This window comes from Streptococcus cuniculipharyngis, assembly GCF_007859195.1.
In the GTDB taxonomy this organism is placed as follows: Bacteria; Bacillota; Bacilli; order Lactobacillales; family Streptococcaceae; genus Streptococcus; species Streptococcus cuniculipharyngis.
On record NZ_VOHL01000002.1, the window covers coordinates 52,508 to 77,662 of the forward strand.

Sequence of the window (25,155 nt, forward strand, 5' to 3'; positions counted from 1 at the left end):
TTCTTTATTATCCTTACATATTATACCATGTTAAAGCATAAATATCTAATCTTAAGATAAAAAGAAGAGCCTAGCCGAGACAAAAGATGTGACCTGTCTCACCGCTAGACTGCTATTTTCAAGACAAGTGTCTCGATTTTACCAAATAAGAAAATTGTCCTTGCTACTCTTCACTGAATTAGAGGCCCAAACGCTTGAAAATATCATCTACTCGTTTGGTGTAATAGCTTGGGTCAAAGAGCTCATCCAACTCAGCCTGAGAAAGCAGGCGACTAACGGTCTCATCTGCCTCCAGAAGGGGCTTGAAAGCCACCTGATTATCCCAGGCATAGGCTGTCTTTGGCTGAACTAAATCATAGGCCTCTTCACGAGTCATCCCCTTGTCAATCAAGGTTAGCATGACACGCTGGCTATAAATCAAACCAAAGGTTGACGCCATGTTACGAGCCATATTTTCTGGAAAGACCGTTAAATTTTTCACGATATTCCCAAAGCGATTGAGCATGTAGTTAATCAAGATGGTCGTGTCTGGTGTAATAATTCGCTCGGCTGAGGAGTGAGAAATGTCACGTTCATGCCATAAGACGACATTTTCATAGGCTGTCACCATATGGCCCCGCACCACACGAGCTAGACCGGTCATATTCTCTGAGCCAATGGGATTACGTTTATGGGGCATGGCAGAGCTGCCTTTTTGACCCTTGGCAAAAAATTCTTCCACTTCGCGTTGTTCTGATTTTTGCAAACCACGGATTTCCGTTGCCATGCGTTCAATAGAGGTGGCAATACCCGCCAAAACAGAAAAATATTCTGCGTGTAAATCACGAGGCAGGACCTGAGTGGAAATTTCCTGAGGCCGAATGCCTAATTTACCACAAACATATTCCTCGACAAAAGTTGGCAGATTGGCAAAATTGCCCACCGCACCCGAAATTTTACCTGCTTCAACCCCAGCTGCGGCACGTTCAAATCGTTCTTGCTGACGCTTCATTTCACTGTACCAAGTCGCCAATTTCAAACCAAAGGTCGTTGGTTCTGCATGAACACCATGAGTCCGTCCCATCATGATGGTCAACTTATGCTCACGCGCCTTCTGGGCAATAATCTCGATAAATCTAGCCAGGTCTTGACGAATAATATCATTGGCCTGCTTATAGAGATAACCATAGGCTGTATCAACCACGTCTGTTGAGGTCAAACCATAGTGAATCCACTTGCTCTCCTCGCCCAAACTTTCTGACACCGCTCGGGTAAAAGCCACGACATCATGGCGAGTTTCCTCTTCGATTTCTAAAATTCTGGCCACATCAAAGCTGGCTTTTTGTCGTAGCAAGGCCACCTCTTCCTTGGGAATATCACCCAACTCTGCCCAGGCTTCAGCTGCCAAAAGTTCTACTTCTAACCAAGCCTTATATTTGTTTTCCTCACTCCAAATGGCCGCCATCTCTGGGCGGGTATAACGCTCTAACATCTCTTGTCCCTTCCTTCTGTAGTCTCCTTATTTTACCATACCTGCCCCAAAAATTCTAATGTCGAAAATGACAGACTATTCTGGATGATGAAGACCACAAAACAATTTATTACCATGCGTTAATTCTCAATGTCGTTAACGGAAAAATGCTTTCCTCAGATAAATTTTATGATATACTAGGCTTAGAATGTCAGTTTTCTGACCATTATCATTTTATAGAAAGTCTAATGTAGAATCATGAAAAAACTATCACTAATCAGCCTTACCCTCCTCTCAAGCTTAGCGCTTGCTGCTTGTAGCAAGTCCAACTCCACCAGTCAAACACCAACTGTGGAACCCATAACAACTGAGTCAACTAGTAGCTCATCTAGTCAAACACCTGTCGTTAACACACAGCTACGCCAACAGTTTGATACCATTTTAGTCGGTGATAGCTCCCAGGCTGGCGAAGGAGGGAGTACTTTAGAAGAGGTCAAGGCCTTACTGGGAGAACCAACATCAACAACCACTTCCGAGCTTAACGGCCTCAGCACAGAAGAATTGACCTGGGTGGACGGTGACACGACCATTACCCTAGCGATTAACCAAGGCAAGACCGTTAATAAGGCCATCAGCGGCTTCCTTTTCAATCGTGACCGAAATCTTTCCCTCACTAATTTTAACGAATTGGCTGAAGGCACTAGCTACAGTGATGTTCTTGCTGTTTGGGGAGAGCCTGATGTCTACACGGAATCAAAGATTATGGGGACCAAAAGTGTCGGAGCAACCTGGTTTTCAAATGTCAAAGGCAAAGACGTGACAGCTAATGCCTTTCTGGTCTTTACCGACGATCAACTCGCGCAAAAAACAGAAACAAACATGACTGATTAAACCATAAGCCGTCAAAAATCTCCTGCTTGTTAGCAGGAGATTTTTTAGCTGGGCTACAACCACAATTTATTTTTTATTCAGCAAAAGGCGCAGACTGTTCAAGAGAACCAAGAGGGTTGAGCCTTCATGCAAGGTCACGCTGGCAACCACTGACAGATTTCCAAAGAAGGTCAAACCAATCAAAAGGAAAACGACTAGCATTGAAAAGACGATATTTTGTAAAATAACATTTTTCAAACGTTTAGACACCTTATGGGCCCCAACTAATTTCAAGAGGTCATTCTTCATCAAAACAACATCAGCGGTTTCAATGGCAACATCTGTTCCATCCCCCATAGCGACACCAATATCAGCAGTCACAAGGGCAGGCGCATCATTGACCCCATCACCAAGCATGGCTGTCAAACCATATTTAGCCTGTTGTTTTTGGATAATGTCTGCCTTTTGTTCTGGCATGACGTTGGCTGCGATTTCAGAAATGCCTAGTTGACGACCGATGGCTTCGCCGGTTAATTTAGCGTCACCGGTAATCATTACCGTTCTCACACCAGCCTGATTGAAGTAATCAATAGCCGTTTTGGCACTAGTTTGTGGCACATCTTGGATGGCGATGAAACCAATCACATCATCGTTCAGACCAACCATCACCACAGTACGACCTTGGCTTTCTTCGTCTGATTTGACCTGTAACCATGTTTCAGAAATCTTGTCAAAAGAACTTGGTTTGGCAATACGGTAAGTACGACCTTGATAGTTGGCAACCAAGCCTTCACCCAGACGGTTTTCTACCTCCAAATTTGGTGCTTCCATGGTTAATTCAGCAGAGAAATAATTGACAATGGCTGTGGCTAGCGGATGGTTAGATTGTTTTTCCATACCAACGAGGATAGCCTTGAGCTCTGCTTCTGTCACCACATCTGTCTCAAACTGATAGTCAACCACCTTTGGCTTACCTTCTGTCAAGGTTCCGGTCTTATCAAAGGCAATAGCTTTCAAGTCGCTCAAGTTTGACAAGAAAGCCCCGCCCTTGAACAAGACCCCTTGACGGGCTAAATTAGAGATACCAGCCAAAGTTGCAGGGACTGCTGATACTGCCAAGGCACATGGTGAGGCTGATACCATGAAGGTTAAACCGATTGAAAAGGTCTTGGCCAAGGTCCAGCCAAATAGGAGCGGACCAGCAAACATTAGGATAACAAAGACAAGTAGAACAATATTGACGTAAACTGGCTCAAAAGCACGAATACGACTGGCTGTGGGCGAAAGATTGCTTTGGGAAGCCTCAACCAGTTGCAAGATGCGAGAAAAGACCGTATCAGAACTATCCTTGGTAACTTCCATGACGAAAGTGCCGTTCCCATTAATGGTCGAACCAAAGACATTGTCACCCACAGTTTTTTCTCGTGGAATGGACTCCCCATTGATGGTGGATTCGTCAATGCTGGTTGTTCCCTCAACAATGACTCCATCCGTCGGCACCTGACCACCGTTTAGCACTTGAACACGGTCACCAATGGCCAATTGATCCACCGGAACCACTTCTACGCTACCATCAGCTGACAAGCGGCGAGCTTCTGTCGGATTCAACTGCAAGAGTTTTGTAATTTCACGCTGGCTACGCCCTTCTACATATTCTTCTAGGAAGTGAGCGCCCGCAAAGATAAAAATCAAGAGGGCCGATTCGGTCGCCTCACCTAGCAAGACCGCTCCAATGGCTGCCAAGGTCATCAAGATATGGGTATTTGGCGTAAAAGAGCCCTTCTCTTTGGTTTTCTTGATGGTGTCTTCTACCCCTTCCCACATGACATGGTAACCTGATACTAGCATGGCTAGCGTTGAAAAAATCGCCTTAACGGAGTCGCTAACAGGCAGCAAGAGGCCTAAAATAAAAATTCCAATCCCGACAAAAAATAGAACTGCCGGTGACAACTTAACCTTGCTGTGATTATGACTATGATTATGTTTTTGTTGATGATTGTGTTTCCCTTTACTCATAAAATCTCCTTTTTTCAAGCCTTGGAAAAGCTTTTTTATTTTGTTATAATGACAGTATAAACTATACTGTCACAGGAAGGTCAAGAGCTTTATGACAAATTTTCAACATTTTTTAACCATTGGTCAGTTGAGCAAACTATCTGGTATCCATACCAAGGCACTTCGCTACTATGAACAAATTGGTATTCTAAAGCCCAGCCAGGTCAATCCAGACAATGGCTACCGCTACTATTCCCACTCCCATATCCCTTACGTTTCCTTAATTAAAATGTGTGCTGACTATGGCCTTCCCTTAAAAGATTTTACCAACTACATGCTGGCTGACGATCAAATTGACATGGTCAAAATCATCCAAGAAGCTCAAGCCAAAATTTTAGCAACCGAAAAACAAGTCCGAAAGGACAAAGATTACCTCCACAAGCTCCAACAACAACTCCTACTTTCCCAACAAATCGACCACCGTCAACAGTTTCACCTAGACGAAACCAATGAGTGTTACGCCCTTTTTCCCTTTAAGGGCCAAATGCTGTCAAGCGACTACTACAATCAGGTCCGTCACTGCCTCCTTGAATTAGATGATGTCCAGCTTGACTATGACAATCGAATCGGCTGCTATTATGCCTATCAAGAAGAAAACTTTAAGCAATACATGGCCCTCAAGGTCAAGGAATGCTTGGATAGGACCGATTTGCCCTTTATCTGTCTCAACCAACAGCATATCCATGCTGAACACATCCATCAAGATGACATTGCTGACAAACTGCAGACCTTACAGGCTGAAAAAGAGATTATTGACTTCCTGATTCTCGAAACCTTTGAAAATCCCTACCATCTCAGCCAACCCCATCTGGAATTGCGTTACCTTATCAATGATTAAGCTCCAAACGCTATTTATACAAAATAAGGCCTATCTAGAGTCGATAGGCTTTATTTTTATTCACTAAATGATTTTTACATCAAATTGCTAACAAGTTAACAACTATTGGATTTATACAAACAATAACTAAATCAATTAAAAACTTACGCAAACGGTTGCATTATGTCTAAAAAAGGATATAATGGGTAGTGAAAGCGATAACAAAAAGGAGTATCTTATGTCAAAACAAATCATCCCACAATCTTGCTCAAAAACCTTTTTGCAGCAGAAAGATATTTTTTCCATTAGAACCTTTAAGGTTGGCACGGCTTCCGTCGCCATTGCAGTCAGTCTTTTAGGAGCAAATGTTACTCAAAATAGGGTCCAGGCTGAGACGCTGACCCCAGCACCCGAAACGACTACTAGCTTAAGCCTACCACAAGACTCGGAACAAGCGACTACCGAAGCCTCCGTACTTCAGGAACCACAATCGGAGACTAAAACAAACGATTCAGATCATCTAACTAGTCCAGTGGTAGAACAAACTAACAGCCCAGAAATAAAGGAGGGAGCTCAGATAGTCACCCAGCAGCATCAGAATCCTGAGCGTCCTCAAGAATATCAACCAGATCTAGCTCAAGTAGCCAAGACTGATCAATCGCCAACAAAAAATCAGCCAAATGACCAAGAGACGCTAAAACCATTGATGCAACAAGAAATAGTAAGTCCTCAGGAACCAAATACCCCCCCTGTTCAAGAAGGTTACCTCCGCTTACACCTTCAAGGGTTAGACCAAAGCAAAGAGGCTGCTTATAGCCTTTGGAAATGGGGAGGCGTCGACCAAGCATCAGACGGTGCCAAATGGCCAAATGATGCCCAGGCTTTTAAAGCAGAAGATCAAGATGATTTTGGCCGCTACATTGACATCAAAAAATCCCAGACACCAGCAAGTATTGGCTATCTCTTGCTAAAGGATGGTCAAAAAATCAGCCCAGATGATCAAAAAATTGATCTCCCCCTACCAGGAATCAATGAGGTCTGGGTCACCACCGACGGCAAGGTTTACTACTACAAACCACTGGCCGACGATAAACTGCTCCGAATCCATTACAAACGTGATGATAAGACCTATGACGGTTGGGGGGCCTGGCTTTGGGGAGATGTCGAAAAAGCTAGCGAAGACTGGCCAAAGGGAGCCCTTGACTTGACCAAGGTCGGCCCTTACGGTCGCTATGTTGATGTTCCCCTAACCAAAGCTCTAAATTCGAAACTTGGTTTTCTTCTCGTTAACAAAAACAATCCTGAACTCCCTGGCCATAAGTTGGGGGACCTAGCCTTTAATGATCGGAAAATCCATAGTCAAATTTTCCTGAAAAATGATGATACCACTGTCTACACTAACCCATTTTATCTTCCTGAACAAGCAGAAGTGGATACTGCTAATACCCAGCCTGGTCAAGCCAATGTCAGCATCAGTGGTCGGGTCTTAGCTCCTTTCAATTATAACCAAAGCGGACTGCTAGAAATCAGCCTCAAAAATCCTGAACAGGCCAAAATCCTTAAAATGGAAGTCAATACCAGTGCCATCGGTGGTGGTACCCTACCTATCTCTCCAGAATTAAATCGTGTAGCCATCAAAGCCAGCAGCTCTACCCCACCTGGCACCTATGAGTTACTTGTCCGTGCTTATGATGACAAAAATGGCTACTATGAGGGTAAGATTCCAGTAACCATTAGCCAGCGTCAAAAAACCACCGGTGAAAAAGACTGGGATGAACAAATTATCTATTTCATGGTGACTGACCGTTTTTATAATGCCGACAAGACCAATGACAACCCCTATCACCAAGCCTATGACAAGGCCAAAAATCCTAGAGGAACCTATCAAGGAGGGGATTTTAAGGGAGTCACTGCCAAACTAGACTACCTCAAATCACTGGGAGTTTCTGCCATTTGGATTACTCCCATCGTTGAAAATATCCCACAAAATGTCGGCTCAGAAAAGGACGGTGACTACTATGCCTACCACGGTTATTGGGCAAGTAATTTTGAAAAGCTTAATCCCCATCTCGGCAGCCTAAAAGACTTCCACGACCTCATTGACGAAGCCGCCAAACGTAACATTAATATTATCGTTGATGTGGTGCTCAATCATGCTGGCTATGGCAGTGAAAAGACGTTTGCTGGGCTCATCCGCAGCCCGGAGGAAAATCAAGAGGGAGACGATCAAAAGGGATCTCTCGCAGGACTACCTGATTTTAAAACAGAAGACAAGAAAGTTCGTGACCAGCTGGTTGCTTGGCAAAGTTCTTGGCTCAACCGTAGCACCACTGCCAAAGGAAATAGTATTTATGCCTTTCGTGTCGACACTGTCAAACATGTTGACGACACCACTTGGCAACACTTTAAAAATGAACTAGTTGCTAAAAATAGTGGTTTCCATCTGATTGGCGAAACTTGGGGAGCCAATTATAAAGACACCAAAGGGGATCTCAACAGTGGTACCATGGACAGTCTCCTAGATTTTGGTTTTAAAGACATTGCCAAATTATTTGTCAATGGTCAAATTCAGGCTGCTAGCCAAGAGCTAGAAAATCGTGACAAGTCCTTGACTAGCCTTGCCACTTTGGGCCAGTTTTTAAGTAGTCATGATGAAGATGGATTTTTATATAGCCTTGGTGGTGACCTAGCCAAATTTAAAGTCGCTAGTAGCCTTCTATTAACTGCCAAAGGTCAGCCAATCATCTACTATGGAGAGGAAATTGGCCAAACCGGGGCTAATAACTGGCCGATCTATGATAACCGTTACAATTTCGATTGGAGCAAAACACAGAAGAATGATTTGTTAACACATTATCAAAAACTTCTGTCCTTTAGAAATAGCTACTCCAATCTCCTCTCTAAAGGACAGTATGAAACCTTAGCCCTCAATCAAGAGCAAGGATGGCTGTTGACCAAGCGTAGTCATGAGCAAACCGCCCTCTACCTACTTTACGCCCAAGCTGAAACTCGCTCAAACCTCTCTTTGACCGTCAGCGAAAATACTAAACTTCTTGACCATTATACTGGTAAAACCTATCAAGCTCAAAAAAATGCCCAAGGGCAATGGGCCATTCAATTGACTACTCCAACTCGCCAAGAAGGCGGAATCATGTTATTAACCGTTGAATCAGGACAAATCCTCAGTCACAAGACTGATCAAGAACCCATCGCGAAAAATCATCTCCGTCTGCATTTTAAAACCCTACCCGCAGATAATCCGTCCAGCCTTGGACTCTGGGTTTGGGAAGATGTCGCTAAACCATCAACCAATTGGCCTAGCGGTGCCCTCAGCCTAGACAAGATTAAAAAAGATGCTTATGGCTACTACTTGGATGTCGAACTAGCTAACAACAAGCAAGAAAAGATTGGCTTGCTCATCAACAATGCTGCTGGTCAAAATCTCACTGGTGACAAATTTGTTCCGCTCATTAGCCCACAAATGAACCAAGTTTGGTTTGACGAAGCCTATAATAGCTACACCTACCCACCACAGGCCAAAGGTACCCTACGAATCAATTATTTCCGCAAGGACGGTAATTATCAAGGTAAGGCTCTCTGGCTTTGGGGAGACCTTCTCAAAAAAGAAGGACAGCTAACGGAATGGCCAAATGGCTTAGATTTTGAACAACAGGGTGCCTATGGTGTCTATCGTGATATCCCACTCACTCAGCTACCTCAGTCTCTTGGTTTCCTCCTCTTGGACAAGACTAAAACAGGGGACGATGTCAAAATTCAGCCCAAGGATTACCAGTTTACTGATTTTAAAAATCACAGCCAAATCTTCCTCAAAGACGATGACGAGGCCATCTATACTAACCCTTATTTTGTCAATACCATCACAGCAACAGGCGCCCAACAAACTAGCCTTAACACAATCGAAACCAGCTTTACCTCTCTCGAAGGTCTAACCCAAGAGCAATTGCGCCAAAAATTAAGCGTTAGCAACTCAAGTGGCCACACCCTTCCCATTACCGAGGTAGAACTTAACCCTCAACTGAAAACTGCGATATTGAAAGGTGATTTCCCAATGTCAGATAAACCATATACCCTTAAATTTGGCGACGACAGCCTCATGATTAAACCAAACTGGCAGCTAAAAGATCAACTCTATGCCTATGACGGTCCACTAGGCGCTCGAGTGCAGCAAGACGGTCGTTTAGTGGACCTAACCCTCTGGTCTCCAAGCGCTGACAGTGTATCACTTATCATCTATGACAAGAACAATCAAGACAAAATCATCGGTCAATTACCCATGCTCAAAGGAGCCAAAGGAACTTGGACTGCCCAACTGACACCTGATTCCAGGCTAGGCATTAGCGATTACCGTGGTTACTACTACCACTATCAAATTACACGTGGCGATACTAGCGTTCTCGCTCTTGACCCTTATGCTAAATCCTTGGCCGCCTGGAACAGTGATTTGGCTGAAACAGATCCTAGTCGTAAAATCGCCAAGGCTGCCTTTGTTGATCCGAGCCAAATTGGGCCAAAAGATTTAGATTTTGCCAAGATTCCAGGCTTCAAACAGCGAGAAGATGCTGTCATCTACGAAGCCCATGTCCGCGACTTTACCTCAGATAAAAGCATCGAAACATCACTAAGCGCTCCTTTTGGTACCTTCTCTGCCTTTATTGACAAATTAGACTACCTCAAGGAGCTTGGAGTGACCCATATCCAGCTCCTCCCTATCATGAGTTACTATTTTGTTAATGAAATGGATCGCAGTCGTTCTGACCATTATTCATCTAGTGGCAACAACTACAACTGGGGCTACGACCCACAAAGTTATTTTGCCCTCACTGGCATGTATTCTACCGATCCAACCCAGGCCGATAAGCGTATTGCTGAATTTAAAACCCTAGTCAAGGAAATTCATAAACGTGGCATGGGAGTTATCCTTGATGTGGTTTACAACCACACAGCCAAGGCCTTTATCTTTGAAGACTTAGAACCCAACTACTATCACTTTATGGATGCTGACGGAACTTCAAGAACTAGCTTTGGCGGTGGGCGGCTAGGAACGACCCACTACATGAGCCGACGCATTTTAGTTGATTCGATTAACTATCTAGTCAATGAATTTAAGGTGGATGGTTTCCGTTTTGATATGATGGGTGACCATGATGCTGAGAGTATTCTGGCGGCCTACCAAGCTGCGCGAAGCCTCAACCCCAAACTTATCATGCTAGGGGAAGGTTGGAAGACTTATGTTGGTGACGAAAATAAACCAACCCAAGCTGCCGACCAAACCTGGATGGAAAAAACAGATACTGTCGCCGTCTTTTCCGATGATATCCGCAACAGTCTCAAATCAGGCTACCCTAATGAGGGGCAACCAGCCTTTATTACTGGCGGTAGCCAAGATATCCGCAAACTCTTTAATAACATCAAGGCACAACCAAATAATTTTACCGCAGATAGCCCAGGGGATGTCATCCAGTACATTGCCGCTCATGACAACCTCACTCTCTTTGATATCATTGCTCAATCCATTAAAAAAGACCCCGCTTTCCCTGAAAATACTCAGGAAATTCATCAGCGTCAACGTTTAGGAAATCTTCTTGTCTTAACTGCCCAAGGCACACCTTTCCTTCACGCCGGACAAGAGTATGGTCGGACCAAACAATTTCTTGACGATCAGTATAAAGAACCTGTCAGTGAAGATAAGATACCTAATAAAGCCCATCTGTTACGCAACCCTGATGGCAGTCCTTTCTTCTACCCTTACTTTATTCATGATTCTTATGATTCCACAGATGCCATCAACCGATTTGATTGGCAAAAGGCTACTGATGGCAAGACCTATCCTGTCCATCACATGACACAAGCCTATACCAAGGGACTGATTGCTCTCCGGCGTTCTACCGACGCTTTCAGCCTCAAAAGTAAGGCTGACATTGATCAAAAAGTGAGCCTCATCAGCCAACCCGATGGCAAGGACATCAAAGAACATGACTTGGTTATTGCTTACCAGACCATTGCTTCTAATGGTGATATCTATGCTGTTTTTGTTAATGCAGATAGCCAAGCTCGTAGCTTTAAACTAGGGCAAGCCTTTGCCCACCTAGCCAAAGCAACAGTTATCGCAGATGCTAGACAGGTCCACCTCAGTGGCATTGATGAGCCACAAGGGGTAACCATGACTAACAATACCCTAACCCTAGCTCCCCTAACAGCTACCATCTTACGCTTAAGCAAAGAAAATAAACTACCAGAGCTAGAAAAAGAAGAGGGAAAAGACCAAAACAACACCATTTCATCAGTCCAAGCTAAACAGTCAAACCTTGATGGCAAGTCAACCCAACAAGGAAAAACAGAAGAAGCATCCGAGCAAATTAAAACTGACGAGGAGCCACAACTTCTCAAAACCAAACAACTAGTGATGGCTAGCCCTCAAACAAGACCATCAGCTAATCAAACAAACAACCCAAAAGCAAGAAAATCAGAAGCCATTAAACTTCCACAAACTGGTGACAAAACCAGCAAACTCCTTAGCTTAGCCGGCTCTGGCCTTCTCCTTAGTCTAGCAAGTATCATTTCTCGGAAAAAGAAAAGTAATTGGTAGTCCTAGCCTAATTTTCTCAATGAAAAAGGAAATCTCTATAAAAGATTTCCTTTTTCTTATTAGCCATATCAAAGATGGGTATCAGCTAAACCACGGTAAAAATCTAGAGAATTCCCTTATCATCCTTAATTCATCAGACATATCTTTAAAAAGAAGACGACTTCTTCCAAATAAAAGGAAACTTATCAACCTATCGATCCTATAACCTCCCATACCTTTCACCTAATCTAACCCCCTGATCTACTAAAAAACCAGCAGAATGCTCTGCTGGTTACAATTATAGTTGTCTGACTTTAATTGTTTATGGGAACTTAATTTCTTAAGCTTCGATTTCTGAAACGATACCTGAACCAACAGTACGTCCACCCTCACGGATAGAGAATGTAGTACCTTGTTCTACGGCGATTGGGTGGATCAACTCAACGTCGATTGTCACGTTATCACCTGGCATAACCATTTCTGTACCTGCTGGAAGTTCGATAGAACCTGTTACGTCAGTTGTACGGAAGTAGAATTGTGGACGGTAGTTGTTGAAGAATGGTGTATGACGTCCACCTTCTTCTTTAGTAAGGATATAAACCTCACCTTTGAATTTAGTGTGTGGGTTGATAGAACCTGGTTTAGCGATAACTTGACCACGTTCGATTTCATCACGTTGAACACCACGAAGAAGAACACCAACGTTGTCTCCTGCAAGACCTTCGTCAAGTTGTTTACGGAACATTTCAACACCAGTAACAACTGCTTTAGTAGTTTCTTCTTTGATACCAACGATTTCGATTTCATCGTTGACACGAACAGTACCACGGTCGATACGTCCTGAAGCTACTGTACCACGACCAGTGATTGAGAATACGTCCTCGACTGGAAGAAGAAGTGGTTTATCAGTGTCACGTTCTGGTTCTGGAATATACTCATCAACAGTGTTCATCAATTCCATGATGATATCTTCAAATGCTGAGTCACCTTCAAGAGCTTTAAGAGCTGAACCTTGGATAACTGGAAGATCATCACCTGGGAAATCGTATTCTGAAAGAAGGTCACGAATTTCCATTTCAACCAACTCAAGCAATTCTTCATCATCAACAAGGTCAACTTTGTTCATGAAGACGATAAGGTGTTTAACACCTACTTGGCGTGAAAGAAGGATGTGCTCACGAGTTTGTGGCATTGGTCCATCAGTTGAAGCTACTACAAGGATAGCTCCGTCCATTTGAGCCGCACCAGTGATCATGTTTTTAACGTAGTCCGCGTGTCCTGGAGCGTCGATATGCGCATAGTGACGTGCTTCAGTTTCGTACTCAACGTGTGCAGTGTTGATCGTGATTCCGCGCTCGCGCTCTTCTGGAGCAGCATCGATAGAAGCGTAGTCTTTTGGTTGGTTAACTGCGCTTGGAAGACGACGTGCAAGAACTGTTGTGATTGCAGCTGTCAAAGTAGTTTTACCGTGGTCAACGTGTCCGATTGTACCAATGTTAACGTGGGGTTTACTACGATCGTATTTTTCTTTTGCCATTTTAGGAAAAGCCTCCAAATAAAATATATTTTATAGATAGACGGTACAATACAGTCTAACTTTACTATACTATTCTATCAAATTAGCTCAGAATTGCAAGTATTTTATGCTATTTTTATCTTTTTGTTTTATCTTCTAATATTTTCATAGCAAAATACCTGATTTCCATAGGAAATCAGGTATTCGTCCTACATTTCTTTAAACTCCACAACCTTACTTTGTGACATCAACTCTTCTGACATGCGATGATGGTATTCCTCTTCTGCTTCTTGGTAAATCTGTTCCCGCTTCTCATTGGCATCAATATTCAAGACAAAACCAATGGCAACCGAGAGAACCAAGACGCTGTTTCCTCCCTGCGACAGGAAGGGGAAGGTTACTCCTGTAGATGGAATCAAGCCGGAAATCCCTCCGATATTGACAAAGACCTGCATCAGCATCATGCTCCCAACCCCTAAAGCCATCATTGAGTTAAAGGCATTCTGAGATTTAATCCCTACCAACAGAATACGGAGAATGAGAAAGAAAACCAAGGCCAAAATCAAACTTGCCCCAATCAATCCCAACTCTTCAATAACAATGGAGAAAACAAAATCGGTTTGAGCCTCAGGCAGGTAGCCTTTTTTTTCAATCGAATTTCCCAAGCCAAGGCCAAACCAACCACCATTACTCATGGCATAATAGGAATTGGCCAACTGGTGACCTGAGTCAGTCAGGTCATTAAAGGGATTGAAAAAGGCGCTAAAGCGTTTGGCAACATAACCAAAAACAGGCACTTTGGCAACAGTCTTAACCCCAATCACAGAAATCATTCCCAAAAATAAGGTTGAGGTCAGGGTGATAGTGCCCAATAGACCAGAAAACCAGCGATAGCCAATACCACTAACGGTAAACATGATAATAGCAGTCAAGACGATAATCGTGGCATTCCCCAGGTCAGGCTGGGCTGCCACCAAAAGAATCATGACCAGAGAATAGAAGCGCCAATCCTTTAAATCAGACAACTGCCTTGGAATCCAACGCCTTTTGGTTAGGGCCTGATAGTCGTATGCCTCAATCGTTTTTTGTCTCCGAGCAAAGGTAAATGCCAAAAACCAAACCATAATAATTTTCAGGTATTCAGCCGGTTGAAAACTAATGGGCCCTAGCACAATCCACCCATGGGCACCATTGACCTGCTGGGTAAAGAAACGAGCAATGACTAGCAAAACCATTTCAATAAGCATGACCATGGTTAGGACTCTTGAGTTTTTTAAAAAATTTAATTTTAGTTTGTAAATAAAGGTAATGGCCACCAAACTAACCAACCAGAAAATCCCTTGGTTAATCACCGAGCGAAAAGGACTCCTACCATATTCAATCAGGGTAGCGCTAGTGGTTGAATAAACGACGATTAATCCCACAATAGATAAAATCATATAGGGTAAAAATATGGAATAATTTAATAAATGTTTTTTATCAATCTTCATGGATTTCTCCGATAATTACTAGTTTGCGTTTCCGATTATATCATCTTTGACAAAAAAAAACAAAAGCTAAGAGAAAAACAAAGGGAACTGGACCAATCGTCCAATTCCCTAATCAGTTAACCTGAATTACGCAAGCCCGTAGCAATACCATTAATGGTAATATGAATCAGGTTTTCATCTTCTTCATTTAACTGCCCCTGGCGCAATCGTTTAATCAATTCAATCTGGATATAATTCAACACATTGAAATAAGGCAGACGATGGGCCAGACTGGTTTTCAAATAGGTGTTTTCAGCCAAAAGTTCCTCCTGCTCTTCTATCGCCAGAATCATTTCCTTGGTCAAATTCCACTCGGTTAATAGAAGCTGGTAAACCTGTTTGACGTCCTCATCCTGACAGAGTTGAGCATATTGATAAGCTATATTCATGTTAGATTTTGACAAAACCATGTCTACGTTGGATAAAAGACTACGGAAAAATGGCCACTCTTGATACATTTGTTGTAAACGTTCTAAATGTTTGGGATCTTTATCAACAAAGGACTTAAAACTGGAGCCGACACCATACCAGCCAGGCAACATGACCCGGTTTTGCGACCAAGAAAAGACCCAGGGAATAGCTCTTAGGCCGCTAATATCCGTAATCGTTTTACGAGCGGCAGGGCGCGAGCCAATATTAAGACTGGACACCTCACGAATAGGGCTGGCGGCAAAAAAGTAATCATAAAAATGAGGATTTTCAAAAACCAATTGGCGATAAGTGCGATAGCTTTCAGCAACAATCTCATCCATGACTTGACGATACCGGTCAAGATCTTGCGGATTGGTTAACATACGAGTTACCATGCGGTTAAGGGTAGCAGACAACAACATCTCCAAATTATAATAGGCTGCATCTTTATTGCCATATTTATTGCCAATCACTTCTCCCTGCTCGGTCACCCGAATCCGATCTTTCACGGAGCCAAAAGGTTGAGAGGTGATGGCGTCATAAGATGGGCCACCTCCGCGACCGACCGTTCCTCCGCGACCATGGAAAAAGGTGACCTTAATGCCATAACGTTCTCCAAGAGCCGTCAATTCCTTTTGGGCCTTATACAGAGTCCAGCCAGAAGCCAGATAACCACCATCCTTATTACTGTCAGAGTAGCCCAGCATAATTTCTTGATACTGATGATTACCGGCTAGCCAACGTTGAACCATATCCAATTGGAAATAAGCCTGCATGATGTCATGAGCATTATTCAAATCCTCAATCGTTTCAAAAAGTGGAACAATCTGTAAGCGGGTTTGCTCATTATCTAGTAGCCCTACTTCTTTTAATAAAATCGCCAATTCTAGCAAGTCAGACACACTTTCCGAATGAGAAATGATGTGTTGGCTGATGATTTCTTCTCCCATGCGCTCCTTCAAGTCACGCGCCTTTTGGAAAATAGCCAATTCTCTTTGTAAGACATCTGATTTTGGCAGTGGGGTGGATGACAAAATTCGTGGGTCCTGCTGCAACTGACTTAAGAGAAGTTGACACCTCTCTGGCTCTGATAAGCCACAATAATCGGTTTCAACATTGGCTGTTCTCAAAAGCTCGGCCACACAGGCTTCATGAACACTAGAATCTTGACGTAAATCGATACTAGCCAAATAAAACCCAAACGTATCAACCGCCTGCAAAAGTTGCGCAAAATCCCCCTCCAACAGGTAGGTTCCCTTATTTGCTAAAAGTGACTCTTGCAAGATCAGAAGGTCTTGCTTAAACTCCTCTGCCTTGGCATAATAAGGCACTGATGTCCGTCCGGTTGTGAGATAGGTAAGGCTATGCTTTAAACTGGTTTCAATATGGGTTAAGGCCCGACGATAAAGTTCCTTCTCACGAAACTCAGACGTGTTTTGCGACCGGTTTGCCAAAGCAATCAAGGAATCACTCGCCTTGGAAAGATTGGTGGACATTGAAAAGGCTGCATAAAGCTTTTCAACCATCTGTAAATAGTAGCCAAGAATGACCTCTGCCTGTGTCACCGCAGACAATTCCAAGGTCTCAGCAGTAACAAAAGGATTACCATCACGGTCGCCCCCGATCCACATGCCCATGCTAATTGGCTGAGCAGCAGCTAAATCAATTCCTCGTTCCCGGGCCAGACGACGGTACTCTTGTACCAAAGTACTGATTGCTGGAATCAGGGAGCGGTTATAGTATTCCATAACGTTACTAATTTCATTTTTAACCTTGAGTTTCTTTTCCCTGATAATATCGGTTTGCATCATCAGTTCAATTTGGCGCCTCAAATCAGACTGCCATTTTCTTTGGTTAATTAGGCCCTGCTTAACATCACGATACTTACGCAATAAAAGATAAATACCATTGGTCAAACCTAGCATGGTCCGGCGTTGAACCTGGGTTGGGTGGGCTGTTAAGACTGGAACCACCTTAATCTGTTCCAAGATGGTCTTAGCTTCTTCCATTTTAACCAAATCATCCATAACCAAAGACAATTTCCCTTGGTAATCTTGACCAATATTATTGCTATAATTGACAGCGTAAGCCAAATCCACATCCTCTGCAATATTAATCAAGAGGGGCAAGATAGCAAAATATCGCGCCACAAACACCATGTCTTGGTTGCTAATCCCCTGAATTACCCCCTCCAAGGTTTGATAATCTTGCCTAATGGACAAGTCAGTCAATTGCTCAATCAAATCAAAAACTTCTGGACTCACCAACTCTTTGGTGACCTCCTGCAGCAGTTGGGTCAAGATTCTGACCTCCTCACCAACCACTTGATTTCCATTAATATTTTCTAACTTCTGAATACTCACAGGCCCCTCCTTGCCATCACTAAATCATTCCTATCTTACCATTTTTATCCCAAAAATACTATTCTCAATCGGTCAGACCTGCATTTTTCTCCCCTTAATATTCAAAAATGACCCATTTAACTGCATACGAAAACATCCTCCCCTTAGGGAAGATGCCTCCGTCATATGATGTTGCTAAATTAGTAGCTCTCTTGGTAAAATTCAATTTTATCCCCATCTTTAACAGTAATTTGATCAGCAGCCTTGGGAGCAAGCTCACCATTGATTTTGAACATCCAATACTTTTTGGCTTCAACATCTTGTTCAACCCCATCAATGGCTGTGATAAAGCCATCTTTTTCCTTAACTTGATAATTGGCTTTTAGCACATCCATAACCGTTTGATTTGATTTTGCTTCAACCTGTTCATCAGTCGTATGGTTGTTAGCAGTGACAATTAACTGAACGCGTTGAAGTGGCTCCGCTGTAGACTTGGTTGCCGTTTGAGATGAACAAGCTCCCACAAACAAGGTCACGACCAGTAGCATGAGACTAAATATTTTTTTCATGTGTAAACCTCCTAAACACCGTGATAATAATTGGGTAAGACAAACTCGTCGACAGGCCATGAGCCAAATTAAAAACAGATCCTGCCAACACATAAGGCCAGACAGGAGCCCCATAAAAAAGAGCTGTTATACTGTCAATCACCAAACCATATAAAAAAGCAAGTAAACCTGCCAAGGCTGACTCTAGCCATGACTTCCTTTGGCTGATGGGATAACATAAAAACTTCCAAAGGCATAAAATCAAGCTATACGACAAGATTTGCCAAAGAACCCACGGCCCAAAAAATAGTAAAAACCCCGTCACTAACATAGTAACCGCAGCAACCAAGACACCATCGACCAAGCCCATGCGAATGGTTATGGTTAAGAAAATGGCTGTAATGGGTTGCACATTGGGAATTCCTGCGAAAAGATAACGAAGAATGATGCAAACTGCCGATAACAGGGCCAGCTGACTTAATCGTTTTAGTGCCATAAGCTTACCTCTTCTTCATTCTAACAAATCTTACCTGACCTGTCAAAATGCCTTCAACCTTGTCTGTAGCCTTATCCTGGCTTATAAATCAAAAAACGAGTCCATCATATCACTTTTTTGGGCATGATATTTTGCTTTTTCAACCTTTTTACGTTACAATAGAAATGATGAGAAGAAGAATTAAACCAATTGTTGTGTTTATTTTTTTCAGTTTGATTGCTTTAATCATGATTATTGCTAAAGTACAGGCCTCCTGGATGGAAAGAGAACAGTTAAAGGCTGCTCAAAAATCCATTCCCTCAGCCTCTAGTCAAACCAGTAGTGAAGAATCCACAACAAGTTCAGAGGATGAAAAAGTGGTTCTTAAACCAATTATTGACGTCTCCGGTTGGCAATTACCCAATGAGATTAATTACGATGTGCTCTCAAGAAACATTTCCGGAGCCATTGTCCGAGTCTTCGGCGGATCTCAAATTACCAAAAACAACAATGCTGCTTATACAACGGGTGTCGATAAATCCTTTAAGAAACACATCACAGAATTTCAAAAGCGAGGGGTTCCCGTCGCTGTCTATAGTTACGCCTTAGGGGCAAGCATTAAAGAAATGAAAGAGGAAGCTCAAATTTTCTATAAAAATGCCTCCCCCTATAACCCCACCTTCTATTGGATTGACGTTGAAGAAGCAACCATGTCTGATATGAATGCCGGTGTTGAAGCTTTCCGCAAGGAGCTGAAACGTTTAGGTGCCAAAAATGTCGGTATCTACATTGGAACCTACTTTATGGAAGAACAAGAAATCTCCGTAGATAAATTTGATGCTATCTGGATTCCAACTTATGGGTCTGACTCTGGATACTATGAAGCAGCACCTGATACCACGCTTGACTACGATTTACACCAGTACACCTCACAAGGTTATCTCAATGGTTTTGCTAATCCTCTGGATTTAAACCAAATTGCGGTTACCAAAAATACCAAATCAACCTATGAGAAACTGTTTGGTAAGATCAAAAAGAAATCAACCACCAAATAAGATTTAGCACTTGCTAAGTCTTATTGACTTTGTAAGCCGTTTCAGTTGCCTAAAAAAATGGTTTATGATAAACTGAAATTAATTAAATATCCCACATATTACACATAGGAGTGCTTCTAGCTGAGATCGCCACAGGCGAAATCCTCAAGACCTGATCTAGTTAAAACTAGCGGAGGGATTGTGTCAAAAGTTTGTCTATCCACTCCTTTTGTCGTTAAAAAGGAGTTTTTCTATGCCAAAATTATCAACTAGCCAAAAGACAGAGAGAGCCTTGCTCTTAGCCCTGTCCTTACTGTTAGACAAATTAATCCTCTTTCAACTGCCTCAAGGTGGAAGTATCTCTCTAGGCATGCTTCCAGTGATTATCTTTGCCCTTCGCTACGGCCCCATTAGCGGCTGCTTACTAGGCAGTCTTTCTGGGCAACTTCAACTTTTTCTAGGCGGCTATTTCCTTAGCCCTTGGCAATTTTTCCTTGATTATCCTATCGCTTATGGCCTGCTGGGCCTAGCTGGTCTAGCCACCCGCCAAAAAAATCTAAGCCACCGCCCTGTTCTACTTGCCTTTGCCATAGGTTTGGCTAGCCTAGGCCGATTAGTAGCCCATACCTTGGCTGGTATTCTCTTTTATAGCGACTATGCTCCTAAAGGAAGCCCTGTCTGGCTCTATGCCTTAACTTACAATGCTGGTTTTCTCATTCCATCAGCTATCATTTCCTATCTTTTGCTTCTTATCCTGCTCAAAAAAATTCCAAGACTATTAATTCCCGGCTATAACCGTTAATTCTCTTAAATTATGACTAAAAAATGGTATAATGATTCTATATGCCATTTTTTAGTTGGAGGATTTTATGATTTCTTGGATTACCAGGCTCGTTAAAGGAGTTATCATCGCCCTCGGTTTTATTTTACCTGGGGTATCCGGTGGGGTTTTAGCTTCCATCTTGGGACTTTACGAGCGTATTATTTCATTTCTTGCCCACCTCTCGAAGAACTTTATTGATAATGTTCTCTTTTTCCTGCCAGTTGGAATTGGCGGTATTTTAGGGATTGCTCTCTTTTCTGCCCCCTTGGAATACTTGCTTGCCAACTATCAAGTTCCTGTCCTCTGGGCCTTTACCGGAGCCATTGTTGGTACCCTCCCCACCCTTTGGCAAGAGGCTAGTGCCAAATCACCACGCGACCAGCTTGACTGGCTCTGGCTAATCGCTACCTTGCTGATTTCTGGCTTCTTTCTTTATAACCTTAATGCTATGGTGGGAACCATCCCTGCTAATTTCATGAGCTTTATCTTGGCAGGAAGTTTGATTGCCCTTGGTGTACTGGTCCCTGGTCTTAGCCCGTCAAATCTGCTGCTTATTCTTGGGCTTTATAGTCCGATGTTGACTGGTTTTAAAAATCTTGATTTATTTGGAGTCTTTCTTCCCATTGCCATTGGCGGAGCCCTAACGATGCTACTATTCTCAAAAGCAATGGATTATGCTCTTGCCACCTATCATTCACGCGTCTATCACTTTATTATTGGGCTTGTTATCTCCAGTACCCTGCTGATTGTTCTTCCAAATCCAAGCAGCAGCGAAAGCATTTCCTATGCGGGCCTTGACCTGACCGGCTTTTTGATTGCCAGCTTACTTTTTATCGCAGGACTTGCTTTGGGACTTTGGATGAGTAAATTAGAAGAGAAATACAAATGAGTAAAGGACTTAAACTGAAAAAAACCTTGGTTGAGCAAATCTTAGATAAGGCCGGAATTGCCTATGACAGCTTGCAACTAAACGCCTTAGAAGGACAACTACCAGATCATATCCAACCGGAAATGATTTTTAAAACATTAGCCTTGACCGGAGATAAAACTGGCCCCTTGATTGGTCTTGTTCCCATCACAGAACACCTCTCAGAAAAGAAACTAGCAAAATTATCCGGTAACAAAAAGGTCCAAATGATTCCCCAGAAAAATTTACAAAAAACCACAGGTTACATTCACGGAGCCAATAATCCTATCGGTATTCGTCAAAAGCACGCCTTTCCAATTTTTATTGATCAACAAGCTCTCCTGCAACCCGAGATAATTGTTTCAGCAGGGGAAGGCGGTCGCTCTATTCAAATCAATAGCCAGGAACTTGCCGAATTTGTCCAGGCTCAATTTGCTGACCTCAAACAATAACCAACTACTATTTTTAACAACTTAGGAGAAGATTATGAAACTTTATTTTGTCCGTCATGGGGAAACCCTCTGGAATCGCCAAGGGATGTTCCAAGGGGCAAGTATCGATGCTAGCCTACTGGAAGATAGCCTACCGGAGATTATCCAGTTAGGTCAAGCCCTAAAGAACATCCCTTTTAATCGCATTTTTTCTAGTGATTTACGTCGTGCTGTCGAAACCGCACAACTCATCAACCAGGAAAATCTGCACCCCAAAAAGATTGAAGAAATTCCCCAACTACGGGAATGGCGTCTGGGGAGCTTGGAAGGCCAAAAAATCAGCTTAATGAAGGCCATCTACCCTAAACAAATCCACGCCTTTACCCACAATCTAGCCTGCTTTAATCATGACATGTTTGATGCTGAAAGCGTTTATCAAGTCAGTCACCGTATTGCTGATTTTGTCAAATCACTAGATTATCAGCAACTAGACCATGTCCTTATCGTCGGCCATGGAGCTAGCTTAGTAGCTGGAATGGGTGAATTGCTCGGCTACTCACCAGCTCGACTCCGCCAACATGGGGGACTAGCCAATGCCAGTCTCAGTGTATTAGAAACGACTAATGGCCAGGATTTTAGTTTGTTAAGCTGGAATGATAAATCTTATTTGGACGAAACAGAGCCTCTTGCAGTGGTTCAACAGGTCTAATGCCATAAAAAATCTTCTGATAATCATGATTATCAGAAGATTTTTTTTAATTACCATATTTAACGCGAAGCAGGTGTTCTTGTTTTTTATCTAAGCGGAGCATGATGACCACCTTATCAATGCTCATATTACTCTCCAATAAACGCTCTGCTGCCATCATCAAGCCATTATCCAAGCCCATCTGAAAGACAGGATTTTCTTTGTCATTGGCATCAAAGATAAATTTATTATTTGGCAGGTCAAACAAGACCTTAACCGCTCCATAAAGCTGTTCAAAATTATCAATTTCCAAATCAAAAATCGGCTTATTGCCAGCCTTGAGTTGACGCCTCCGATGATTGAACCATAGAGCATGCCAACCCGCATTCAACGCTCCCATGACATCATTATCATAGGAATCTCCCACATAAAGGGTGGTAGCCGGATTCATGTCAAACTGTTCTGCTGCTAGGTTGAAGATTTCCTTTTCCGGTTTTTGAAAACCTGTCGCTTGACTAACAATGACACGCTTGGGTTCGATATAATCATACAAACCTAATTTTTTTACTTTTTTCAGCTGATGTTCCGTTGGCCCATTGGTGATAATTCCCATAGGGACCCCCTTAGCTTTCAGAAAATCAAGGGTCATCCTCATTTCATCAAGCATGGTAATATTTTCTAGCTCGTATTCGTAGATGTCTTGAAAAGCACGTCCCTTTGCTTCATCAATTTCTGGATAACCAAACTCTAACAGAGTTTCACGACACCGCCAAAAACGAAAATACTCTGTGGTCCATTCACCTGCCATTACCCGTGGAAATCCCGTATCAGAATAATGCCTGAACCGAATATAGGCCGCATTGATCTGAGTCATATCAAAATCAGGAAAGCATTTTTCCATGGCCAAGCGGTAAGGGGCTTGTTGATCATAGATGGTATCATCCACATCAAAAACAATTGATGAAATCATGGTTTCAATTCCTCTTTCATTCTATTTTCACTATTATACTACTTTACCTTAAGTCCTAGCAACTTTCAAACTATCTCTTGCCCAGATTTCTTACTACTCATCATAGGATTTAAAGGGAGCATTTTTCTTAGGGTACCTATCTGGTGTTATGCTCAACCCCATTTCATGTTTTTCATAGAGCAGTTCTTTAAATAGCGAAGCAAGAACCAGGATAAGAACAAATGAAAATGGTAGCGCGACAATAATCAAAATGTTCTGCAAGGCAGTCAAGCCGCCAGACAAGAGTAGTACAATAGCCATAATAGACAGAGCCACTCCCCAAGTTACCTTGGTTTGATTTGTTGGTGTTAACTGACCATCTTCAGTCAACATCCCCAGCACAAAGGTGGCAGAATCTGCAGACGTGATAAAAAAAGTCATGACTAGAATAATAGCTAAGATTGATAATATAGTTCCCTGTGAGTATTGACCAAAGGTGGCGAAAAGGATCTCCTCCGTCGCAAATTTTCGTAAATCAAGGCCCGACATCTGGGCTGATGTTGATAGGGTCCCAAAGGCTGAAAACCACAGTAAGCTCAGTAAGGTTGGCACAATTAAAACAACCGTTAAGAATTCACGAATACTTCGTCCTCTGGAGATTCGAGCGATAAAGACACCAACAAAAGGCGACCAAGAAATCCACCAGGCCCAATAAAAAATCGTCCATTGATTAGTCCATGGTCTCTGACTATCATTAAAGGCAGCAGTTCCTAAGCTCATTTCGGGTAGGGTCTGTAGATAATTGCCCAAAGAAGTCGTCAAGACATCGAATATCTTGGTTGTCGGCCCGATCCCCACGACTACTGCTAACAATAACAAGGCTAAAAGCAAATTAAAGTCAGATAAGACCTTAACTCCCTTGCCTAGGCCCGACAGGGCTGATAAAAGAAAAAGAACAGTGGCTACCACAATAATTATAATCTGAATCGAAATGGTATTGTCCAGACCAAACACATAAGATAGACCGCCATTGATCTGAGCAGCGCCAAACCCCAGAGTAGTCGCTACCCCAATGACCGTTGCTAAAACAGTTATCGTGTCAACTAGTTTGCCCCAAAAACCATCCGTCTTAGCTCCAAACAAAGGCTTTAAAGTAACTGACAACAGGTATTTTTCCTGCTTACGAAACCCAAAATAAGCCAGGGCTAAGGCAACCACCCCATAAACAGCCCAAGCATGAAGACCATAATGAAAAAAGGTTAAGCGAAAGGCATCCGCCAAGGCTTGCTGGCTCCCCACCTGGGCATAAGGCGCTGAAATAGCAAAGTGACTAAGCGGCTCTGCTGCCCCATAAAAAACTAGGCCAATCCCCATACCAGCAGAAAACATCATGGCAATCCAAGAAAGGGTAGAATACTCTGGCTTAGAGTCAGGCTCTCCCAAGCGGATTTGACCCATGGGACTGAAAATAAAAAAAGCACAAAAGGCTAAAATAGTCGTCACCAAAAGTAGGTACAGCCACCCAAAATGAACAGTAATCAATTGCTTAATCTGTTCGGTCGCCTGCTGCAATTCTACCGGTCGGACAACACCTAAGAGAATCAGCAGCAAGACCAAACCTGCTGACGCATAAAAGACAGATGTCTGGCGTTTAAACATGACAAGACCTCCTTAAATTCTTATCGTTTATTTTTTTGCGAGAAAATAACATCGCATTTTCAAAG

Annotated in this window: 17 protein-coding genes and 1 riboswitch; of the genes, 8 read left to right on the forward strand and 9 right to left on the reverse strand. The window is 42.8% G+C overall.

Annotation, left to right across the window (positions count from 1 at the left end; all coding sequences use genetic code 11):
• Positions 1–178 precede the first annotated feature (178 nt).
• A complete protein-coding gene (gene purB, locus FRX57_RS03700) occupies positions 179–1,471 on the reverse strand; it encodes an adenylosuccinate lyase (RefSeq protein WP_146566823.1) in 1,293 nt (430 codons plus the stop codon).
• Between the two features lie 237 nt (positions 1,472–1,708).
• Between purB and FRX57_RS03705 the strand changes: the two genes are divergently transcribed.
• Positions 1,709–2,341 carry a DUF3862 domain-containing protein gene (locus FRX57_RS03705; RefSeq protein ID WP_146566825.1) on the forward strand — a complete coding sequence of 211 codons (633 nt, stop codon included), beginning with the start codon at positions 1,709–1,711 and terminating at the stop codon, positions 2,339–2,341.
• A 66-nt stretch (positions 2,342–2,407) separates the two neighbouring features.
• Here the strand turns inward: FRX57_RS03705 and FRX57_RS03710 are convergent, their stop codons facing one another.
• On the reverse strand, positions 2,408–4,336 hold the full coding sequence (locus tag FRX57_RS03710; protein ID WP_146566827.1) for a heavy metal translocating P-type ATPase: 1,929 nt from the start codon (positions 4,334–4,336) through the stop codon (positions 2,408–2,410).
• 91 nt (positions 4,337–4,427) lie between these two features.
• On the opposite strand from FRX57_RS03710, the gene FRX57_RS03715 reads away from it, so the two are divergent.
• Positions 4,428–5,213: a MerR family DNA-binding transcriptional regulator gene (locus FRX57_RS03715; RefSeq protein ID WP_146566829.1), complete on the forward strand. Its 786-nt coding sequence runs from the start codon at positions 4,428–4,430 to the stop codon at positions 5,211–5,213.
• Positions 5,214–5,430: 217 nt separating this feature from the next.
• On the forward strand, positions 5,431–11,799 hold the full coding sequence (locus FRX57_RS03720) for a pullulanase (protein ID WP_146566831.1): 6,369 nt from the start codon (positions 5,431–5,433) through the stop codon (positions 11,797–11,799).
• Between the two features lie 319 nt (positions 11,800–12,118).
• Here the strand turns inward: FRX57_RS03720 and tuf are convergent, their stop codons facing one another.
• From tuf to FRX57_RS03745, 5 genes are all read right to left on the reverse strand, one after another.
• A complete protein-coding gene (gene tuf, locus FRX57_RS03725; RefSeq protein ID WP_146566833.1) occupies positions 12,119–13,315 on the reverse strand; it encodes an elongation factor Tu in 1,197 nt (398 codons plus the stop codon).
• 188 nt (positions 13,316–13,503) lie between these two features.
• Positions 13,504–14,784: a cell division peptidoglycan polymerase FtsW gene (gene ftsW, locus FRX57_RS03730; RefSeq protein WP_146566835.1), complete on the reverse strand. Its 1,281-nt coding sequence runs from the start codon at positions 14,782–14,784 to the stop codon at positions 13,504–13,506.
• Between the two features lie 116 nt (positions 14,785–14,900).
• Positions 14,901–17,597 carry a phosphoenolpyruvate carboxylase gene (ppc, locus tag FRX57_RS03735; protein ID WP_146566837.1) on the reverse strand — a complete coding sequence of 899 codons (2,697 nt, stop codon included), beginning with the start codon at positions 17,595–17,597 and terminating at the stop codon, positions 14,901–14,903.
• Between the two features lie 179 nt (positions 17,598–17,776).
• Positions 17,777–18,145, reverse strand: coding sequence for a DUF4430 domain-containing protein (locus FRX57_RS03740; protein ID WP_146566839.1), 369 nt, complete (start codon positions 18,143–18,145; stop codon positions 17,777–17,779).
• Complete coding sequence (locus tag FRX57_RS03745; protein ID WP_146566841.1) at positions 18,129–18,620, reverse strand: ECF transporter S component; 492 nt, start codon at positions 18,618–18,620, stop codon at positions 18,129–18,131. Before FRX57_RS03745 ends, FRX57_RS03740 begins: the two co-directional genes overlap by 17 nt.
• A gap of 167 nt (positions 18,621–18,787) precedes the next feature.
• Between FRX57_RS03745 and FRX57_RS03750 the strand changes: the two genes are divergently transcribed.
• From FRX57_RS03750 to FRX57_RS03770, 5 genes are all read left to right on the forward strand, one after another.
• On the forward strand, positions 18,788–19,654 hold the full coding sequence (locus FRX57_RS03750) for a glycoside hydrolase family 25 protein (protein ID WP_146566843.1): 867 nt from the start codon (positions 18,788–18,790) through the stop codon (positions 19,652–19,654).
• Between the two features lie 96 nt (positions 19,655–19,750).
• A riboswitch (TPP riboswitch) is annotated at positions 19,751–19,849 on the forward strand.
• Positions 19,850–19,886: 37 nt separating this feature from the next.
• Entirely contained in the window at positions 19,887–20,435 is a 549-nt protein-coding gene (thiT, locus tag FRX57_RS03755; protein ID WP_146566845.1) for an energy-coupled thiamine transporter ThiT, read from the forward strand.
• A gap of 67 nt (positions 20,436–20,502) precedes the next feature.
• Positions 20,503–21,345, forward strand: a complete 843-nt coding sequence (locus FRX57_RS03760; protein WP_146566847.1) for a DUF368 domain-containing protein — start codon at positions 20,503–20,505, stop codon at positions 21,343–21,345.
• Positions 21,342–21,815 carry an aminoacyl-tRNA deacylase gene (locus FRX57_RS03765; RefSeq protein ID WP_146566849.1) on the forward strand — a complete coding sequence of 158 codons (474 nt, stop codon included), beginning with the start codon at positions 21,342–21,344 and terminating at the stop codon, positions 21,813–21,815. The genes FRX57_RS03760 and FRX57_RS03765 overlap by 4 nt, the downstream gene beginning before the upstream one ends.
• Before the next feature lie 34 nt (positions 21,816–21,849).
• Positions 21,850–22,503 carry a histidine phosphatase family protein gene (locus FRX57_RS03770; protein ID WP_146566851.1) on the forward strand — a complete coding sequence of 218 codons (654 nt, stop codon included), beginning with the start codon at positions 21,850–21,852 and terminating at the stop codon, positions 22,501–22,503.
• A 46-nt stretch (positions 22,504–22,549) separates the two neighbouring features.
• On the opposite strand, the gene FRX57_RS03775 is transcribed toward FRX57_RS03770, so the two are convergent.
• Positions 22,550–23,452: an HAD family hydrolase gene (locus FRX57_RS03775; RefSeq protein ID WP_146566852.1), complete on the reverse strand. Its 903-nt coding sequence runs from the start codon at positions 23,450–23,452 to the stop codon at positions 22,550–22,552.
• A gap of 93 nt (positions 23,453–23,545) precedes the next feature.
• Positions 23,546–25,090, reverse strand: a complete 1,545-nt coding sequence (locus FRX57_RS03780; protein WP_146566854.1) for a BCCT family transporter — start codon at positions 25,088–25,090, stop codon at positions 23,546–23,548.
• Positions 25,091–25,155: the final 65 nt, after the last annotated feature.

Coding starts and splice junctions, on each gene's coding strand:
- purB (WP_146566823.1), bottom strand. CDS start 1,471: ATGTTAGAGCGTTATACCCGCCCAGAGATGGCGGCCATTTGGAGTGAG.
- FRX57_RS03705 (WP_146566825.1), top strand. CDS start 1,709: ATGAAAAAACTATCACTAATCAGCCTTACCCTCCTCTCAAGCTTAGCG.
- FRX57_RS03710 (WP_146566827.1), bottom strand. CDS start 4,336: ATGAGTAAAGGGAAACACAATCATCAACAAAAACATAATCATAGTCAT.
- FRX57_RS03715 (WP_146566829.1), top strand. CDS start 4,428: ATGACAAATTTTCAACATTTTTTAACCATTGGTCAGTTGAGCAAACTA.
- FRX57_RS03720 (WP_146566831.1), top strand. CDS start 5,431: ATGTCAAAACAAATCATCCCACAATCTTGCTCAAAAACCTTTTTGCAG.
- tuf (WP_146566833.1), bottom strand. CDS start 13,315: ATGGCAAAAGAAAAATACGATCGTAGTAAACCCCACGTTAACATTGGT.
- ftsW (WP_146566835.1), bottom strand. CDS start 14,784: ATGAAGATTGATAAAAAACATTTATTAAATTATTCCATATTTTTACCC.
- FRX57_RS03740 (WP_146566839.1), bottom strand. CDS start 18,145: ATGAAAAAAATATTTAGTCTCATGCTACTGGTCGTGACCTTGTTTGTG.
- FRX57_RS03745 (WP_146566841.1), bottom strand. CDS start 18,620: ATGGCACTAAAACGATTAAGTCAGCTGGCCCTGTTATCGGCAGTTTGC.
- FRX57_RS03750 (WP_146566843.1), top strand. CDS start 18,788: ATGAGAAGAAGAATTAAACCAATTGTTGTGTTTATTTTTTTCAGTTTG.
- thiT (WP_146566845.1), top strand. CDS start 19,887: ATGCCAAAATTATCAACTAGCCAAAAGACAGAGAGAGCCTTGCTCTTA.
- FRX57_RS03760 (WP_146566847.1), top strand. CDS start 20,503: ATGATTTCTTGGATTACCAGGCTCGTTAAAGGAGTTATCATCGCCCTC.
- FRX57_RS03765 (WP_146566849.1), top strand. CDS start 21,342: ATGAGTAAAGGACTTAAACTGAAAAAAACCTTGGTTGAGCAAATCTTA.
- FRX57_RS03770 (WP_146566851.1), top strand. CDS start 21,850: ATGAAACTTTATTTTGTCCGTCATGGGGAAACCCTCTGGAATCGCCAA.
- FRX57_RS03775 (WP_146566852.1), bottom strand. CDS start 23,452: ATGATTTCATCAATTGTTTTTGATGTGGATGATACCATCTATGATCAA.
- FRX57_RS03780 (WP_146566854.1), bottom strand. CDS start 25,090: ATGTTTAAACGCCAGACATCTGTCTTTTATGCGTCAGCAGGTTTGGTC.